The organism is Vibrio cortegadensis, from assembly GCF_024347395.1.
Classification (GTDB): domain Bacteria; phylum Pseudomonadota; class Gammaproteobacteria; order Enterobacterales; family Vibrionaceae; genus Vibrio; species Vibrio cortegadensis.
Genome location: NZ_AP025472.1, coordinates 170,760 through 186,945, shown reverse-complemented (window position 1 = coordinate 186,945; position 16,186 = coordinate 170,760). Strand labels below are relative to the sequence as shown.

Genomic DNA, 16,186 nt, shown 5'->3' with positions numbered 1-16,186 from the left:
AGGCTGGCATTTTTGTCAGCCTTTTTGTTTGAATCGATATCCATACTTACCACTTAAAACCAACCCACATGACATACTCGTAACCATTTCTCTTCTCTGCTAAAATTCTTAAGTATTTTTTATCTTTGGTGGAATATTTATGATTATCGTTACTGGTGGCGCTGGCATGATTGGCAGCAACATTGTTAAAGCATTAAACGAATCGGGCATTAACGACATTCTGGTTGTCGATAATCTAAAAAATGGTAAGAAATTTGAAAACCTAGTCGATCTTGATATCACCGATTATATGGATCGTGATGACTTCCTAGTTCAGCTAATGTCTGGCGAAGAGTTTGGCCCAATTGACGCGATTTTCCATCAAGGTGCTTGCTCTAATACAACTGAAACAGATGGAAAATTCATGATGCTCAACAACTATGAGTATTCAAAAGAGCTGCTGCATTACTGTTTAGAGCGTCAAATCCCATTCCTTTACGCGTCATCAGCGGCAATTTATGGTGATCGCAGCGACAACTTCATTGAAGAGAAGCAATTTGAAAGTGCACTGAATGTTTACGGTTATTCTAAACAGCAGTTCGATAACTATGTTCGCCGCTTATGGGAAGATGCAGAAGCGCACGGTGAAACGCTTTCTCAAATTACCGCTCTGCGCTATTTCAGTGTTTACGGCCCGCGCGATCAACATAAAGGTGAGCAGGCTTCACTCCCATTCCAACTGAACCAACAACTCAACGCAGGAAATGCACCGACTATTGTAGCTGGCAGCGAACACTTTAAGCGTGACTTCGTACACGTGAGCGATGTTGTCGCGGTAAATCTTTGGTTTTTACAAAATGGTATCTCTGGTATTTACAATGTCGGAACGGGCCAAGCTGAATCTTTAGGCGATATGGCTAAAGCTGTTGTTCAGTATCATGGGAAAAGTGAGATTGAGGCGATTGACGATCCAGCGTTATTGAAAGAAACCTATCCGGAATTCGCTCAAGCTGACTTAACCAAATTGCGAGCGGCAGGATGTCAGCATCAATTTAAATCCGTAGCGGAAGGTATCGCTGAATACATGCCAATGATTAATAAGTAATGGGTTAGAAAGACACTCTGGTATTTAGCGAAGTATCACTCTAGAAAAATTATGAATAAAAACCAAAACGATTTTGATCCTAAAGCCTATAACCCCACTTTTGAGTGGCGATTTCTTGCGCCTAAATATTGGGGAACCTGGTTAGCCGTTATACTCTCCGTGCCATTTGCCCTATTGCCACTCAAAGTACATAAATGGTTAGCACATTTGATTGCGTCACATATGATCAAGTCCAATCGTAATGCTGTTAATAATATCAGAGCTAACCTCTTACATTGTTTTCCTCAGCTCGATAATACCGCTCGTGAAACATTAGTGTATAAGAGCTTATACTCTGCTGGTATCGTGATGATGCGATTCAGCTTGCTTTCATCACGTTCAGCAAAGTGGCTACAAGCTAATACTGACATGATCAACAGACACCATATGGATCAATGCATAGAACGAGAAGAAAAGTTTGTTCTTTTCGTTCCACACTCTTGGGCAATTGATGTGCCAGCCGTAGTATTGGCTTCGCAAGGTATCCCTTTAGTTGCCATGATCAAGCAGCAGAAAAATCTGATATCCGATTGGCTGATGCACCGACAACGAGTGCAATATGGTGGCAGAGTTTATGAGCGCTCTGCCGGAATAAAACCTTATGTGAAAGCCATTAAAGGCAACTACTTTGGCTATTACTCACCCGATCAAGATCATGGTGAAGAGGTAAGTGAGTTCGTTGATTTTTTTGCCACCACCAAAGCCACATTTCCAGGTTTAGCAAAGGTTGCAAAGCTATCTAAAGCGATCGTCATTCCTACTTTCGCTTCCATAGATCCAGAGACAGGCCGTTACGTGATAGAGTTCCTTCCTCCGATAGCGCAAAATGGCAGTGATGCAGAAAATGCGCGAGAGATGAATCAAGCGATTGAGAGTTTTGTCGGAAAGCAACCTGAACACTATATGTGGACGCTACGATTTTTACGCACACAGACCGATGGACGTCATTTCTACCGAGAAATGCGATCACGCTATGCGGAGCAAGTAAATGCGTCACAAAAAGATAATGAATAGAGAGACGAAGTGATGTCTGCAAAAAAAATTCTCATTATTGGTCCATCTTGGATCGGTGATATGGTGATGTCGCAATCACTCTATATGACTCTCAAACAGCAAGATCCAGACGCCTTGATTGATGTCTTGGCTCCGGCGTGGTGCAAACCAATCCTAGAACGTATGCCGGAGGTCAATCAAGCCATTGAAATGCCTCTTGGTCATGGTGAGTTTAATTTCTTTGGCCGTCGTGGCTTAGGAAAACAGCTGAAAAACGAGCATTACACACACGCTTATATCCTGCCAAACTCAGCCAAGTCAGCTCTGATCCCTTGGTTTGCAGGCATTCCAACCCGTATTGGGTGGACAGGTGAAATGCGTTACGGTTTGTTGAACGATATTCGCCCGAACAAAAAATCGTTCCAATATATGGTTGAACGATACATTGCTCTTGGCTATCCAAAAGTGAACATGATCGATTCGAGTTCGCTTGGCGGATTAGACAAACAACCCTACCCTAGCCTACATATTGATAAAATCGCACAAGATGCCGCTTTAGAAAAGCATCAGCTCAATCGTAGCCAAAAGGCCATCGGTTTAAGCCCTGGCGCGGCGTTTGGTACAGCAAAAATGTGGTCACAAGAGCACTATGCTACCGTCGCTGAAACAATGTGTGAGAAAGGCTATCAAGTATGGATATTTGGATCTCAAAACGACTTACCGGTTTGTGAAAACATTGTCAGTAGCATTCCATCTGAGTTTCACTCCAACATTCATATTTTGGCGGGAAAAACGTCGTTAATTGAAGCGGTTGATCTACTCGCTGCATGTGAAAGCGTGGTGAGTAATGACTCTGGATTGATGCACGTGGCATCGGCGGTTGGATGCTATGTTGTCGGCGTTTACGGCCCAACCTCTCCGGATTATGCGCCGCCATTAACTCATACGGGCGATATTCTTTACACTGGTATTGAGTGCTCTCCGTGTAAAAAACGCGAATGCCCACTTGGTCATTCGAAGTGCATGAAAGAGTTGTACCCTACGCAAGTTTTAGAGTGCTTAGAACGTCAATCAGTCAAAGTACTAGCGAAAGAGCAACCAAACCAAGCGAGTGAAGCATGATTGTTCGCTTGATCTATACGCTACTGCTTAGCTTAGCTTCCCCCCTATTATTGTTTGGGTTATATAAGTCGAAACCCAATAAACCTAAATTTGGTTCTCGTTGGAAAGAGCATTTTGGCGTCACACCTCCGTTTATCAATGCAGCAGAAAACCGTAATATCAAACCTATTTGGGTTCATGCTGTGTCGGTAGGGGAAAGCATTGCCGCCACGCCACTGATCAAAAAAATGCTAGAGCAAAACCCGCAGCAACCGATTATTGTGACCACAACAACAAGCACGGGTGCAGAGCAAATAGCCAAGTTAGCAAGTGCTCACACAATGATTGAACACCGATACATGCCACTGGATTTTACTTTTGCTGTAAAAGGATTCTTGAAAGCGATTCAGCCAAGTAAAATGCTTATCATTGAAACCGAATTGTGGCCGAATACGGTTAACGCAGTAAACCAAGCCGGCATTCCTATCTATGTGGTGAATGCGCGTCTATCTGAAAAATCTTTCCTGAACTACGCTAAGGTTCAACCTCTATTTAATCAAATTGAAAAATGTTTGACGAAAGTGCTATGCCAATTTGATTCCGATAAGGAACGCTTTGCTCAGCTTGGTGTTAGTAAAGAGAAGCTAGTGACCACAGGTTCGATCAAATTTGATATCTCTATCTCTGATCAAACCATTGAACAAAGTAAAGCTCTACGAGAACAGTTGGGGGTTGATCGTCCGGTATGGATTGCGGCTAGTACGCATAAAGGGGAAGACGAGCAAGTGCTTGCTGCTCATGCAGAAGTATTAAAGCAGCATCCTAATGCGTTGCTGATCCTTGTCCCTCGCCACCCTGAACGTTTTGATGAAGTTTTTGATCTATGTAAAAGTTTTAAGTTTACAAGCACAAGGCGCACCTCGGATGAAACTATCACCGTTGGAGCCTCAGCCGCTGGAACCTCATCAACCGAAGCTTCGGCAATTAAAGACCTAGCAACTAAAACCCTATCAACAGAAACCCAAGTCTATCTTGGTGATACTATGGGTGAAATGCTAGTGCTGATGGGCGCAGCAGATGTCTGTTTTGTGGGCGGTAGCTTACTTGGTGATAAAGTCGGTGGACATAATGTGTTAGAGCCTGCGGCTTTGGGTGTTCCTGTTATTACTGGGCCGAGTTATTTTAATTTTGAAGAGATCACTAATGAGCTGTTAATTCAGGGTGGTATTATTGTATCCACAGCTAATAACTTAAGTGGGCATATATCACAAATGATAGAATACAAAGAAATAAGAAATACTACATCACAAGTAGCTATAGCTTTCTCACAGCTCAATCAGGGATCTTTAATCACGACTTTAAATGCAATATAAGGTATAAATATTTATGAACGTATTCGTTATTACCTCTCCATTTCAATACCTATGTGCAAATGAAGCACGACTTTTTTATCAAACCAAAAATAACATTCTCGTTTATGTAGAACAAGAAGCTGAACGTGGTAAGAAAAACATGTCGGCAATTTTAGATGAATCACTTTGGGATGAAATAATTAAAATACCACGAACTCAAAGAACATTTCGGATACCAGCTGTAATCAAAAAAATTAAAAATCACAATGCTAATATTGAAAGGATTTTTTTGAGTGAATATCATGGCTGGCGAAGCAACTTATTTATCCAAAATTTTCCAAACACGAATATAGTATACTTTGATGATGGTTCGGCGACATTAGTCGAGCATGAAAACTTGATCCGACCTCAAAAGCCATATATAAGAAGAAGAATAATCAATGATCTGCTCGTAGCACTTCAAGGATTAAAGCCTGCTAACTACGTGCCTTACAATAATAATCTAGAGATATTTTCCGTATTTTCTCTAGAAAATGACAAGTGTGTTATTAGAAAAAATAAAATGCTTGGGTTAAGAAAGATGCTTAATAGCCAAGCTTGTTACGATCCATCATCAAACATTGGATTCATAGGAGAGGCTAACATAAACGCTAGACCAGACTGTATTCAACTTGATGATTACATTTCTGAATTAGAAACCATCCTTTCAAAAACAGACAAATGTATCACGTACTTCCCACATAGAATGGAAGCTGAAATGGTAAAAAAAAGAGTTAGTTTATTAGAACGAGTTCAATATCATGATTCAAGCTTCCCAATTGAACTAGAAATAGCCAAGTCAAATCTTAAGCTGTCTCAATTGATAGGCTATTCATCAACAGCACTATACACTTTATCTGTAATTTATAGTGAAATACCAATTAAAATATTAGAACCTAATAATATGGCTAGTTGTCAAGTTGCACTCGAGACTAACGACATCATTAAAAATCAATTCAAATATAAATAACATAATTAAAAGCCACCAAATGGTGGCATTTATTATCATTTTATTTTTGATATCTCTGAATAATAATATTCAAGCTCATTTAAATAGCGAACATTATCTTTAGAAATCAAATTCATAATTTCATTTTTACGGTTAAAAAATACTTCTTCATCTAAAATTCTCGGGCAGTTCTCTCTTTCTAAAACATTTTTCATCATAGATTTAGGCCTTGAATCAAGAAATTCCGATAATACATCAATAACTAACATTGGCTCGGTAACTAGATTTTCAAAATCAACAATCATGACTCTATTTTTATCTGCACAAACTAGAGATTCATAATTCCGTTTGAACGATGTATGTATCATTTTAACAACACGCTCAAAGGGGTTCATAGCTAAATACTCATCTTCCCAACCTATAGCAAGCTCAGGAACAACACTACCCTCATGTTCGACAAGGTACTGCATCTCAGTTGGATCTGCCCCTACACGATCACCGAAACCTTTTTGATTCCATTCATAAATGATATCAATAGGTCTTCTGTTTATATAAACGATTTTAGCTTTATCTTCAAATGCCTCAAATACCACTTCAGATTTTTGGATTAAATCATGGCACCAACACATATAAATAGGATTCTCTTCTTTCACTCTTTCCGAAACAATCGGACCATCCATAAGAACCTGTCTTTCTAAATATACTTCTGGAGAATGATATTTATATATACTTGTATAGTCAGTTGGCCTTGCATTAATTTTTCGACCAATCATTCCATTATATAGCTCGGTGTCCACCTGAGTTCTAAGGATAGATACCGCCATATCTTTTTCAATTTTTCCATACTTATACGCTAAAGGGATATACTCCAAAAACTCATGATACTCTTGCTTTTGAACCCTTTCTAGACATGTGAGAATTTCAGCCAGCATGACTTTTCCAGAGCGACCCACACCGTCAACTAACAGTAAATTATGTAATAATTGTTCTTTTCGTATAAATTTCATTTAACACCTATTAACTAATCAAAAATACGTTTAAGTTCATCTGAGGAAAAGCTGACGGGATGATTACTAAGTCTTTCTAAATTAACACTATCAACAATATCACTTACTTCTTGCACCGTTAATTGTTTATAGTCAGATAAACTAGGGAAAAGACCACTAAATTCCATCAATTCATAAATAAGCGTTGAAGCTTCCGAACCATTTTTAACATTCAATAGAGAATATATTTCTTCCATTGCAATACAACAATCACTTAAATTATTTTTTTTGGCTTTAAGCATATTCGCATTGAACATGTTTTTTATACATAAAGCGACAGCGTGTCCATGAGGAATTCCATAACGAGACGTTAAAGCATAAGATAGTGCATGAGCTGCCGTCGTTTTAGTCAAGTTAATAGCTTGTCCAGCGAGGTTTGCAGCCAATGCAACTTTCTCACTAGCCTCACGGTCTCCAGTTAGGTACTCTTTGAAGTTAGCTATAATTAATGAGATTGCTGACTGAGCTATTTCTTTACTCGATTTAGTTGCATCAACACTCCAATATGACTCAATAGCCTGACATAAAGCATCAAGACATGCTGAACCTTTAACTTTTTTAGGTAATGTTGCAGCTAATTTACTATCTAAAAGGTACCCATCTGGCATCATCGTACTGTCTGCAATAGAAAACTTTTTCCCTTGAATATAAAGAACAGCAAAATGAGTCGATTCGCTGCCAGTACCAAATGTGGAAGGAATAGCTAGAAGATAGATAGGATCGCTTCGCTCTGGGTTAACAGGTTCTACTTCATCACCACATAAATATGTTTGCGAATAATATTTTACTAATTTAGCTAAATCAATAGCAGTCCCACCACCGAGCGCAACGATCATAGAAGCTTTGCTCTGACGAAATGCGTCTAACGCCAAAATCAGATCATCTAGATTTGGGTTTTCTGAAAATTTTGAAAAACGCACATACGAGCTATTCTCTTCTAGCTTCAATTTCTCTTTTATATTTGTTAGTTCGAATGTCTTCCCTGACACAAAAAATACACGCCCATCATGGGCGTGTATTTTCTCGGAAAGTTCATCATATGAAAATACTTTCTGCAAGGTTAGTTCCTTTTTAGCTTATCCATAAAAGCTTGCTTATTTTCAATTGGAGTCGTTGTTGGCCGACCTAAGTCTTTACGATTTCCTCTATCTACAAACACTTCTAATAATGCAGGACCATCAACTTTATTCAATTGATCTATCGCCCGAGATAAATCAGAAGAACAATTATTAATGGAGTCGATTACATTATAACCGCAAGCTTTCGCTATAGTTGAAAGATCAATTTTCTGACATACCGTAGGCTGCCCACCCACAGAGTCATGCGCTCCATTATTGATAATAATATGCTTAAAGTTTTTAAGCTCAGTTTGAGCAGAGATAGCTAATGAACCTAAATGCATCAAGGCAGCTCCATCTCCATCAATGCAGATCACATTCTTATCACTACGTGAAAGAGCTATACCTGTCGCTATTTGGGACGCATGTCCCATACCACCAACAGTCAAAAAGTCATTAGAGTGAGCTTGCTGCTTCATTTTTCGATATTCAAACAGCTCCCTTGATGCCATACCAGTAGTTGACACAACAAAGTCATCATTACCTAAATGATCTACAATAACTTTTATTGTATCTTCACGACTTAAACCAAAAACTTTTTCTGTCGACTCTTTAGTTTTACCCTTAAAAGCAGAAAACGTGCCTTTTTTGACGACAATGGCCATAGGTTTCGATAATTCAAGAGCTTGACTATGTAAACGAGCAACGCATTTTTCTATATCTGTCGTATTCTGATCGATCACAATATAGTCAACACCTAAAACATCCAATGTAGGAAGAGTTAATTCCCCTTGTTTCACATGTTGTGGCTCATCTTTTACACCAGGTTCTCCCCTCCAGCCTATTACCAATAGCATAGGTATAGAGTATACGTCAGTATCTGCAATAGAAAGAAGAGGATTAATAGTGTTGCCTAAGCCTGAGTTTTGCATATAGACAACAGGGACTTTTCCTGTTGCTAAATGATGACCAACAGCTAAGCCTACAGCTCCACCTTCATTAGCAGCTAGAATATGTTTTTTTGCTGAAACATTATCAGTGATGTATGCACAGAACTCTTTTAATAAAGAGTCGGGAACTCCTGCAAAGAAATTAACCCCTTGTAAACTAAGAGCATTATAAAAATTCTCAGGACTTATCATTATTTGGTTCCTGGGATTAGTTCTAAAATCTCTTTAATCGATAATAGTGCCTCTTCAGCCTCTAAACTACGATCATTTTCAAGAATAGATTCCGCTACCATTTTCATTCCTGGATATGCCGCTCGCAACATATGGTTGGCATAAATAATCACGTTGATTCCAGCCTGTCCTAATTCCTCAGCTGTAATTTGGTTGTAACTTGTAGGAACAACAATAATCGGAATTAATGGAGCAAACTTTTTAAGCTTCTCACAGAATTCCAAAATCTCGCACGCCGTCTTTCGACGAGAGTGAATCATAATGCCATCAGTACCAGCTTCGATATACGCTTTCGCTCGTGCTAACGCATCTTCCATTCCTTTTTCCAAAATCAGACTTTCAATACGAGAGATCACCATAAAGTCGTCAGTGATCTGAGCCGCTTTACCTGCTTTAATCTTGTCACAGAAATTCTCAATGCTATCCTGAGTTTGAGCAACGTCGTTTCCGAATAATGAATTCTTTTTCAGTCCCGTTTTATCTTCAATGATAACAGCTGAGATTCCTGTGCGTTCTAGAGTCCTCACTGTAAATGCAAAGTGCTCAGGAATACCACCAGTATCAGCATCGTAAATCATTGGTTTTGTTGTAACTTCAAAAATCTCATTAATCGTATTAATTCGAGTTGATACGTCCACTGCTTCAATATCAGGTTTACCTTTAGATGTTGAATCAGTTAGTGAACTACTCCACATACCATCAAATTCATTGCCATTGCTTGACTTAACAGTCTCAGCAATAAGGCCACTTAAAGCATTATGAGATTCTAAAATTCGAACAACTGGTTTTGCATCAATTAAGCGTCGCAGCCTTGCTCTACGTATGTCAGGTGTAGTACCCAGTTCACGAATTGACTGGTTAAGCTGAGTTGACGAAATACCTTGCGTATAAGGGACCTCGATTAATTCGCCTTCCCACTCTTTAATGCAAGCAAGTACTTGAGTGCGAGTTTCTCTTTGCACGCCCTCTTTCCAATCGTCACCATGTACTATGTAATCAGGTTTTATAGATACTAAATTAGCTCGGTAATCCAGCGTTTCCTGAGGGATAACAGCTGTTACACCTTTAATATTTTCAATAACTTCTTTACGTTGCTCATATGTCATATATGGCAATCGTTTATAGCTAGCAATAGCTTTGTCAGTTAATAGTCCAACAACCACATCGCCTAACTTTGCAGCTTCTCTCAAGATATTCATATGGCCTGGATGAACCAAATCAGCACTCATACCTACATACACTTTTTTACTATTCATAATTTTCTCTTAATAATGCTTAATTTTTTACTTACCAAACCGCTAAATTGTAATTATTGTCTAACATTGACTGCCTAGCTTTAGGTAAACCGTTACCAATAAAGTTAAATAAATTAGCTGTACAAACTGCAGATACATGATCCTGGTCCAAGCCCTCTTTCAAGTGAAGAGCATTCCCCGCTCCTCCCATCAAAATCAATGGTATATCGAGAACACCACTAATGGAATGAAGTGTAGGGATGTCGTAACCAAAACCAGTACCATCTCTGTCTATTGAATTTAGAATGACTTCCCCAACGCCAATCTCTTGTATTAAGCGAAGGTAATCAATGAGAGCAATATCAACTGACTCACTTCCATCATTAATAAACACTGTCGATTTTCCTGACACCACTTTATAGTCAACACTAGCGACAAGACTTTGCGAGCCGTACTTTTCGATAATTGACTTAGCTAATTCAGGATTAGTATAAAGTGTTGAATTCAAAACAACTTTATCAGCACCATTTAAAAATAAGAGATCTACATCTTCAAGGCTTCGAATTCCTCCACCAGCAGCAACAGGAATAAATACATCATCAACCAGTCTTTTTACAACCTGAGAGAACTCTTCAATATTTTTATCTTTCCGAGATGCATTAAGAACAACTAATTCATCTAATGAAAAAGATATTTTTTGAAACTTATAGTTACGCTCCAACCACTTGATATCTCCAACTCGCTGAAGCCTAAAATTACGACTTTGCATAAATGCACCGTCGTTATATATAAGACTAAAGATCAACCTATCTCTTAACATTAAAATAGCTCTATAAAATTTTGTAACAGCTTCAAGCCATTTGTTTGACTTAACTCTGGATGAAATTGAACACCAGCAATGTTATCAACCTCAAAACTGGCAATAAAGTTATCGCCATATCGAGTAACGGATTGCCCGATATCTGCAGAAGAGGTCATCTTAAAACTATGCGTGAAATAGAAATCAGGCTCATCAGATAAACCAATATAAAGTCGACTTTCACCATGTGGTATGACTTGATTACATCCTACATGTGGGACTTTTAAATCCGCAATCTGAAACTTATCAACGCTACCATTGACAAAACTCAAGCCGCGATTTACACCACTCTCTGTACTTGATAAGCTCAGGATTTGCATGCCTAAACAAACACCTAATATAGGTTTTTTATTAGTTACCACTTGCTCATATAAAATAGCTTCTAAACCTAGGGCTGATATTTTTTGTGCTGCGGTCGAAAAATTACCTACTCCTGGCAGAATAAGCTTATCGGCCTTTGCAAGTTCCTCTGCTTTATGCGAGACAACAATATCATCTATCCCTAGGTATCGTAGAGCACTGATCATCGAAGATATATTGCCCATTCCATAATCAACAATTGCTATTTTCATACTTTGAAGTCTTCACCAACTGTAAACTTAGGCTCCCAAATACCATCGATCTTTTCAAATAAATCTTTATTTGCATATTTATCAAGCACTGCATCAAATTCATCTTTCGACATTTGATAGTACTCAAGGTAAAGGTCAATAAACTCATATGGGTATTGGTTATCATATGCCATCACTAGATTTAACGCCTGATCTCTAGTCATTGCTCCGCGTCGAATTTCAATGCCAGCATCTTGAGTTGCTCGGCCAAAGCCAAACTTAAGGTACATCAAATACGCGTGTAATGAATACAATGCTTGGTCATTTTGAGAAAAGTTGGTAAATGTACCAGCGGTACCTTCTTCTTTTTCTTTTAATCCACAATGTTCTTTTGCAACAACGTAATTGCGGTATGAATCCCATGCTTCAAAATAAGACCAATGTGTAAAGGCAAGTTGAGACTCTGCAACTTGTTCATCACTTGGGAAGTTCCAAAATGCTAAATTTCCTTCCTGAACATCTTCTTGTTTGAGTATTTCTTCGAAGACTTTATCGTAACCACCTTCAAAATAAACACGTTTCATATACTCAATATCGTACAATGGGTTGTACTTACTTTCAGTTGAGCCACCGTACTCAACTTCACCATCTTCCCCGTAAAAAATCAGCGGTATACCAAAGTTCATAGCTGTCTGAATAACCGCTGTTTTTATCGCTATCAGCCACCCATAATATGGGAAGCCCTTTTCGATAAAGCCTAATTTATTCAACTTTTGCATGATCTTAGCGTCAGGAGAAATATGAATATGGTTATAACCTGAATCGATAAAGTTAGATAAGTTCTCATCCCCAAGCTCTAAGCTTAAAGCTGGTCGAATAGTAACGGCTAATGGATTCATTCCGTACTTATGCTTAAGAGTATAAGCAACATATGAACCATCTTTTCCGCCACTAACAGGAACGATACAATCAAACCCTTTCCCATTAGATGAACGATATTTATCTAATAGCTCATTCAATTCAACTTGTCTTGCATCCCAGTCAAGATTCTTTTTCTCATCTTTCCAATTACACGCATTACAGCTACCATTATCATCAAATGAGATACGTGGTCTTGTAGACATATTTAGGCAAGTTTTACACCAAAAGATTTTCTTCATAATTAATCCAATTTATAAGCTAAAGCCATCATCCACAATGATATTCTGGCCTGTAACGAATTTTGATTGTGTTGACAATAAAAACAGTATAGAGCCAATCATTTCTTGTGCGTCTAACATTCCCGTACCGTGAGTATTAGACTTATACGCCTCGAGAAACGCCGAGGGTTGGTGATCAAAGATTCCACCAGGGCTCACACTATTCACGCGAAAGCGGCTGTCGTTAATATACGTAGATGCATACTTATTTAAATGAAGAATAGCAGATTTTATTGCCGCATACTCAACAGGCATCGTCATTGGTGTATTGTCGTAGATATCGAACTTTGGTGCAACTACACCATAAATTGAAGAAATATTGACTAACGAAAAAGGCTCAAGTTTATCTTTAAAGTATGCAGCACATTGCTGAGTAAATAAAAATGCACTACCAAGATGCAACGCTAGGTTCTCATTGAAGCTCTGCAATGAAACATCAAAAAAATGAGCCCCATAAGTTTTATTTCTAGGGTAAGTACTATTTACCGCTCCAGTGAGGCCAAATTGTGATGCAAAAAAAGCTTTGACACTTTCTTCATTCGTCACATCAAGCAATGCTAATGTTAAAGCTTCATTAGAAAGGTCAACTTGCTGTGCGATTAGTTTTTCTCGCATCAATTCCACATTAATATCAGCGGCAATAACTTGAGCGCCTTGCTTTAGCGCATCCTTCACAATTTTAGCGCCGAGTAAACCGCCAGCACCAGCAACTAATATTTTTTGTCTATTAAGTAAGCTACTCATTATCCTCACCCTTAAAAATTGCTTCGGCTAATCTAAAGTCATAAATATCATCAATATCAACCGCACGCTCTTTTGGTACTTCAATACTAGTCACCTTCCCAGAAAACAACCCATAATGATTTGATACAAACTCTGGTGTCGTTGCATACACAACCGTGGTGATATCAAAAACTTCAGGTGCATCTTGACGACGAGTGACATCTGAGTCTGGTTTATTCACCAACTCCACAAAGCCATCTTGCGTCTCTTTTACCATATTAAAGAAAGGGCTACGGCTTGCTGGGGTCACTGAAATACAGATATCGGCATCGACGTCGCAACGCTTTTCAATTGCAGCTTCTACATCCACAACGCCACGAAGTGGACTTGTCGCAGGTAAGCTAACAAAGCCCTCAAATTTACCGTAATGTTCATTAGCCCACTCAATGGCATGACGCCATGATAGCCACTCAGGGCTTGTATCTGTGGCGAGCTCCTCTGGTCTTTCAATCAATATCGCACCTGATTCAATCGCCACCTTTGCAATATCGGTGTCATCAGTCGAAACAAACACTTTATCGATAGATGGCGATGCAAGTGCTGTATCAATGGAGTATTGCAACAGCGGCTTTCCAGCTAACGGCTTAATATTTTTTCCAGGGAGACCTTTAGAGCCTCCTCGAGCAAAAATGAACGCAAAATTTTTCATTCTATTTCTCTATAGCTTACAAGCTTTGTTCTTAATATCGTTAATTAGGTGGACGGTCGTTACTGCTTCTGCCAACTCTGTACACGTATGCCCATTTTGCCCAATCATCTGTACAAAATCTTTTATCATAGCAACGTACATCTTATTCTTATCCCACTCAGGTTCACTATAAAGTACGCGAGTTTCTGTTGCAGTCGTCAAAGTAAGCTGGTTCTGAATCAAGTCCCAATCTATTCGCCCGTTGCTCCCCACAAAGCTGCATTTTCTATGCGCTTTGCGCTGTAAAAAATCCAAATGAATGGTCGCGACAGCACCAGTATCGGTTAATGCAGTGATATCCGCCATGTCCTCGACCTCTAAATTAAGCTCTTCAGAGGAACGTAATAAAGCATGCTGCAAATGAAGGGGACCTAGTAACCACTGAGCGTAATCTAACTCATGACTGAGCTCAAAGAGAGCCCCACCACCTAAATGTCTATTAGCCGACACACAATCGCGATAATCTTTACTCGGACGCCAATCTGGTAGGTATTGACCAATTTCGATATGCGCATTGTACAAGGTACCAATCACCTTGTTATCGAGCAATCTCTTCAGCTCCTTGGCTGAAGGAAGATAACGTAAGCAATAGCCTACCGCGACAGGCGTACCATGCTCATCTATCGCTTTTTGAATTGAATCGGCATCTTCACTCGTGGTTGTTACTGGCTTCTCTATTAACGTAGGAATACCAGCTTCAATCAATGGGATTGCATGCTGAGCATGAAAAGGGGCCGGCGACGCAACAATAACCAACTCAACTTTCGCTTCTATTAAAGCTTCAACACTCGCCACAATTCCGTCGCTATCACTGATGGCTTCTTCCGGTATGCGTCCACTTGCCGACATAACCAGCAATTCAGCCCCTGGAAATACAGCCTTCAAATTACGACGATGACGAGTGGCTATATTACCCAACCCAATTACAGCAACTTTATTAATGATGCTATTCATAATCATTAATCCAACCCTAGCGTATGAATATCCGCTTGCGCACGATTAAAGTCATCCATACGACCTATATCTAACCAATATTCATGAATAGGGAACATGAGAATATTTTCACGCTCAACCATATGCTCTTCAAGCAGTGTTGGCATGTCGATATGGTGGTTCTCGGGAACGGATTGAATTACTCTCGGCGACACAACATAAATACCCGCATTAACAAAAAACCGTTGAATTGGCTTTTCAACCATGCTGGTAATTTTATTGCCTTCGCCATTGATAACCCCATAAGGGATCTGATAATCATATTCACGAACGCACATGGTTGCATCTGCTTGATTTTCTGTATGGAACTCAAGCAACCGTTGAAAATCAACCTTCGTCAAAACATCACCATTCATCATGATGAGTGGCAGGTCTTGCGGTAAATCTTTTGGTAAAAGGCCTAATGCTCCACCCGTTCCTAGCGGCGACTCTTCGTAAACATAAGTGATGTTAACGCCCAAATCGGAGCCATCGCCAAAATGTTGTTCGATCTGCTCTGGCATATAGTGAGTCGAGATATAAAAGTTCACAAATCCAGCTTTGATGAAGCTACGAATTACTGTTTCTAAAATAGGTTTGTTACCAATTTTTAGCATCGGCTTTGGGCAAGTATCGGTCAATGGTCGTAAACGAGTACCAAAACCACCAGCCATTAAGAATACAGGGTTTTGATACACTGGTTTACTCAACATACCATGTAGAGTTTCAAGCCCAACAACTTTGCCACTTTCAAGCAATGGAAGAGAAAGAATCCCTTTACTTTCCATTGTGGCAATTAGATCATCACGAGGCGTCTTGGCATCTGCGGTCATTGGGTTAGTATTCATGACCTGAGTAATTTCAGCTGTTAGTGCAAGATTATTCAATAAGCCACGACGGATATCACCATCAGTCACAACCCCTTGCAATTGGTGGTTATCATCAACGACCAATACGACACGTAGTGCTTCATTATTAATTATTTCTAATGCATCACGCAGTGTACTGGTTGGCTTTATTAATACATTTTTCCAGCTATGACTCATGATTTACCTTC

At 39.3% G+C, this 16,186-nt stretch carries 16 protein-coding genes; 5 read left to right on the top strand and 11 right to left on the bottom strand.

Going from position 1 to position 16,186, the window contains the following annotated elements; all coding sequences use genetic code 11:
* The first annotated feature begins 139 nt into the window (after window positions 1–139).
* From rfaD to OCV39_RS00835, 5 genes are read left to right on the top strand one after another with little or no spacing between them, the layout of a single operon-like run.
* Complete coding sequence (gene rfaD / locus OCV39_RS00855; RefSeq protein WP_261888748.1) at window positions 140–1,084, top strand: ADP-glyceromanno-heptose 6-epimerase; 945 nt, start codon at window positions 140–142, stop codon at window positions 1,082–1,084.
* A 51-nt stretch (window positions 1,085–1,135) separates the two neighbouring features.
* The gene (locus OCV39_RS00850) at window positions 1,136–2,137 is read left to right on the top strand and encodes a lipid A biosynthesis (KDO)2-(lauroyl)-lipid IVA acyltransferase (RefSeq protein WP_261888747.1); all 1,002 of its coding nucleotides are present in this window, start codon (window positions 1,136–1,138) and stop codon (window positions 2,135–2,137) included.
* 12 nt (window positions 2,138–2,149) lie between these two features.
* Window positions 2,150–3,238 (top strand): lipopolysaccharide heptosyltransferase II, encoded by a 1,089-nt coding sequence (gene waaF, locus OCV39_RS00845; protein ID WP_261888746.1) that lies wholly within the window; start codon window positions 2,150–2,152, stop codon window positions 3,236–3,238.
* Window positions 3,235–4,590, top strand: coding sequence for a 3-deoxy-D-manno-octulosonic acid transferase (locus tag OCV39_RS00840; protein ID WP_261888745.1), 1,356 nt, complete (start codon window positions 3,235–3,237; stop codon window positions 4,588–4,590). Before waaF ends, OCV39_RS00840 begins: the two co-directional genes overlap by 4 nt.
* A 13-nt stretch (window positions 4,591–4,603) precedes the next feature.
* On the top strand, window positions 4,604–5,578 hold the full coding sequence (locus tag OCV39_RS00835; RefSeq protein WP_261888744.1) for an alpha-2,8-polysialyltransferase family protein: 975 nt from the start codon (window positions 4,604–4,606) through the stop codon (window positions 5,576–5,578).
* Between the two features lie 35 nt (window positions 5,579–5,613).
* Here the strand turns inward: OCV39_RS00835 and OCV39_RS00830 are convergent, their stop codons facing one another.
* The 11 genes from OCV39_RS00830 to OCV39_RS00780 are packed head-to-tail and all read right to left on the bottom strand — an operon-like array spanning window position 5,614 to window position 16,175.
* Complete coding sequence (locus OCV39_RS00830) at window positions 5,614–6,564, bottom strand: sulfotransferase domain-containing protein (protein WP_261888743.1); 951 nt, start codon at window positions 6,562–6,564, stop codon at window positions 5,614–5,616.
* A gap of 14 nt (window positions 6,565–6,578) precedes the next feature.
* Entirely contained in the window at window positions 6,579–7,661 is a 1,083-nt protein-coding gene (locus OCV39_RS00825) for a phosphonoacetaldehyde reductase (protein ID WP_261888742.1), read from the bottom strand.
* 2 nt (window positions 7,662–7,663) lie between these two features.
* Window positions 7,664–8,803: a phosphonopyruvate decarboxylase gene (gene aepY / locus OCV39_RS00820; protein ID WP_261888741.1), complete on the bottom strand. Its 1,140-nt coding sequence runs from the start codon at window positions 8,801–8,803 to the stop codon at window positions 7,664–7,666.
* A complete protein-coding gene (gene aepX / locus OCV39_RS00815; protein WP_261888740.1) occupies window positions 8,803–10,098 on the bottom strand; it encodes a phosphoenolpyruvate mutase in 1,296 nt (431 codons plus the stop codon). Before aepX ends, aepY begins: the two co-directional genes overlap by 1 nt.
* A 31-nt stretch (window positions 10,099–10,129) precedes the next feature.
* Window positions 10,130–10,846 carry a HisA/HisF-related TIM barrel protein gene (locus OCV39_RS00810; RefSeq protein WP_261888739.1) on the bottom strand — a complete coding sequence of 239 codons (717 nt, stop codon included), beginning with the start codon at window positions 10,844–10,846 and terminating at the stop codon, window positions 10,130–10,132.
* Between the two features lie 50 nt (window positions 10,847–10,896).
* Entirely contained in the window at window positions 10,897–11,508 is a 612-nt protein-coding gene (gene hisH / locus OCV39_RS00805) for an imidazole glycerol phosphate synthase subunit HisH (protein ID WP_261888738.1), read from the bottom strand.
* Window positions 11,505–12,647, bottom strand: a complete 1,143-nt coding sequence (locus tag OCV39_RS00800) for an N-acetyl sugar amidotransferase (RefSeq protein ID WP_261888737.1) — start codon at window positions 12,645–12,647, stop codon at window positions 11,505–11,507. Before OCV39_RS00800 ends, hisH begins: the two co-directional genes overlap by 4 nt.
* A gap of 12 nt (window positions 12,648–12,659) precedes the next feature.
* Window positions 12,660–13,430: an oxidoreductase gene (locus OCV39_RS00795; RefSeq protein ID WP_261888736.1), complete on the bottom strand. Its 771-nt coding sequence runs from the start codon at window positions 13,428–13,430 to the stop codon at window positions 12,660–12,662.
* A complete protein-coding gene (locus OCV39_RS00790) occupies window positions 13,423–14,118 on the bottom strand; it encodes an acylneuraminate cytidylyltransferase family protein (RefSeq protein ID WP_261888735.1) in 696 nt (231 codons plus the stop codon). Before OCV39_RS00790 ends, OCV39_RS00795 begins: the two co-directional genes overlap by 8 nt.
* Before the next feature lie 9 nt (window positions 14,119–14,127).
* A complete protein-coding gene (locus OCV39_RS00785; protein WP_261888734.1) occupies window positions 14,128–15,111 on the bottom strand; it encodes a Gfo/Idh/MocA family protein in 984 nt (327 codons plus the stop codon).
* Between the two features lie 5 nt (window positions 15,112–15,116).
* A complete protein-coding gene (locus OCV39_RS00780; protein ID WP_261888733.1) occupies window positions 15,117–16,175 on the bottom strand; it encodes a nucleotidyltransferase family protein in 1,059 nt (352 codons plus the stop codon).
* Window positions 16,176–16,186: the final 11 nt, after the last annotated feature.

Bases quoted from the DNA above. Each gene is read 5' to 3' on its own strand.
- OCV39_RS00785 (WP_261888734.1), bottom strand. From the start codon at position 15,111: ATGAATAGCATCATTAATAAAGTTGCTGTAATTGGGTTGGGTAATATA.
- OCV39_RS00850 (WP_261888747.1), top strand. From the start codon at position 1,136: ATGAATAAAAACCAAAACGATTTTGATCCTAAAGCCTATAACCCCACT.
- rfaD (WP_261888748.1), top strand. From the start codon at position 140: ATGATTATCGTTACTGGTGGCGCTGGCATGATTGGCAGCAACATTGTT.
- OCV39_RS00810 (WP_261888739.1), bottom strand. From the start codon at position 10,846: ATGCAAAGTCGTAATTTTAGGCTTCAGCGAGTTGGAGATATCAAGTGG.
- aepY (WP_261888741.1), bottom strand. From the start codon at position 8,803: ATGATAAGTCCTGAGAATTTTTATAATGCTCTTAGTTTACAAGGGGTT.
- OCV39_RS00840 (WP_261888745.1), top strand. From the start codon at position 3,235: ATGATTGTTCGCTTGATCTATACGCTACTGCTTAGCTTAGCTTCCCCC.
- OCV39_RS00795 (WP_261888736.1), bottom strand. From the start codon at position 13,430: ATGAGTAGCTTACTTAATAGACAAAAAATATTAGTTGCTGGTGCTGGC.
- OCV39_RS00800 (WP_261888737.1), bottom strand. From the start codon at position 12,647: ATGAAGAAAATCTTTTGGTGTAAAACTTGCCTAAATATGTCTACAAGA.
- waaF (WP_261888746.1), top strand. From the start codon at position 2,150: ATGTCTGCAAAAAAAATTCTCATTATTGGTCCATCTTGGATCGGTGAT.
- aepX (WP_261888740.1), bottom strand. From the start codon at position 10,098: ATGAATAGTAAAAAAGTGTATGTAGGTATGAGTGCTGATTTGGTTCAT.
- hisH (WP_261888738.1), bottom strand. From the start codon at position 11,508: ATGAAAATAGCAATTGTTGATTATGGAATGGGCAATATATCTTCGATG.
- OCV39_RS00780 (WP_261888733.1), bottom strand. From the start codon at position 16,175: ATGAGTCATAGCTGGAAAAATGTATTAATAAAGCCAACCAGTACACTG.
- OCV39_RS00790 (WP_261888735.1), bottom strand. From the start codon at position 14,118: ATGAAAAATTTTGCGTTCATTTTTGCTCGAGGAGGCTCTAAAGGTCTC.
- OCV39_RS00830 (WP_261888743.1), bottom strand. From the start codon at position 6,564: ATGAAATTTATACGAAAAGAACAATTATTACATAATTTACTGTTAGTT.
- OCV39_RS00835 (WP_261888744.1), top strand. From the start codon at position 4,604: ATGAACGTATTCGTTATTACCTCTCCATTTCAATACCTATGTGCAAAT.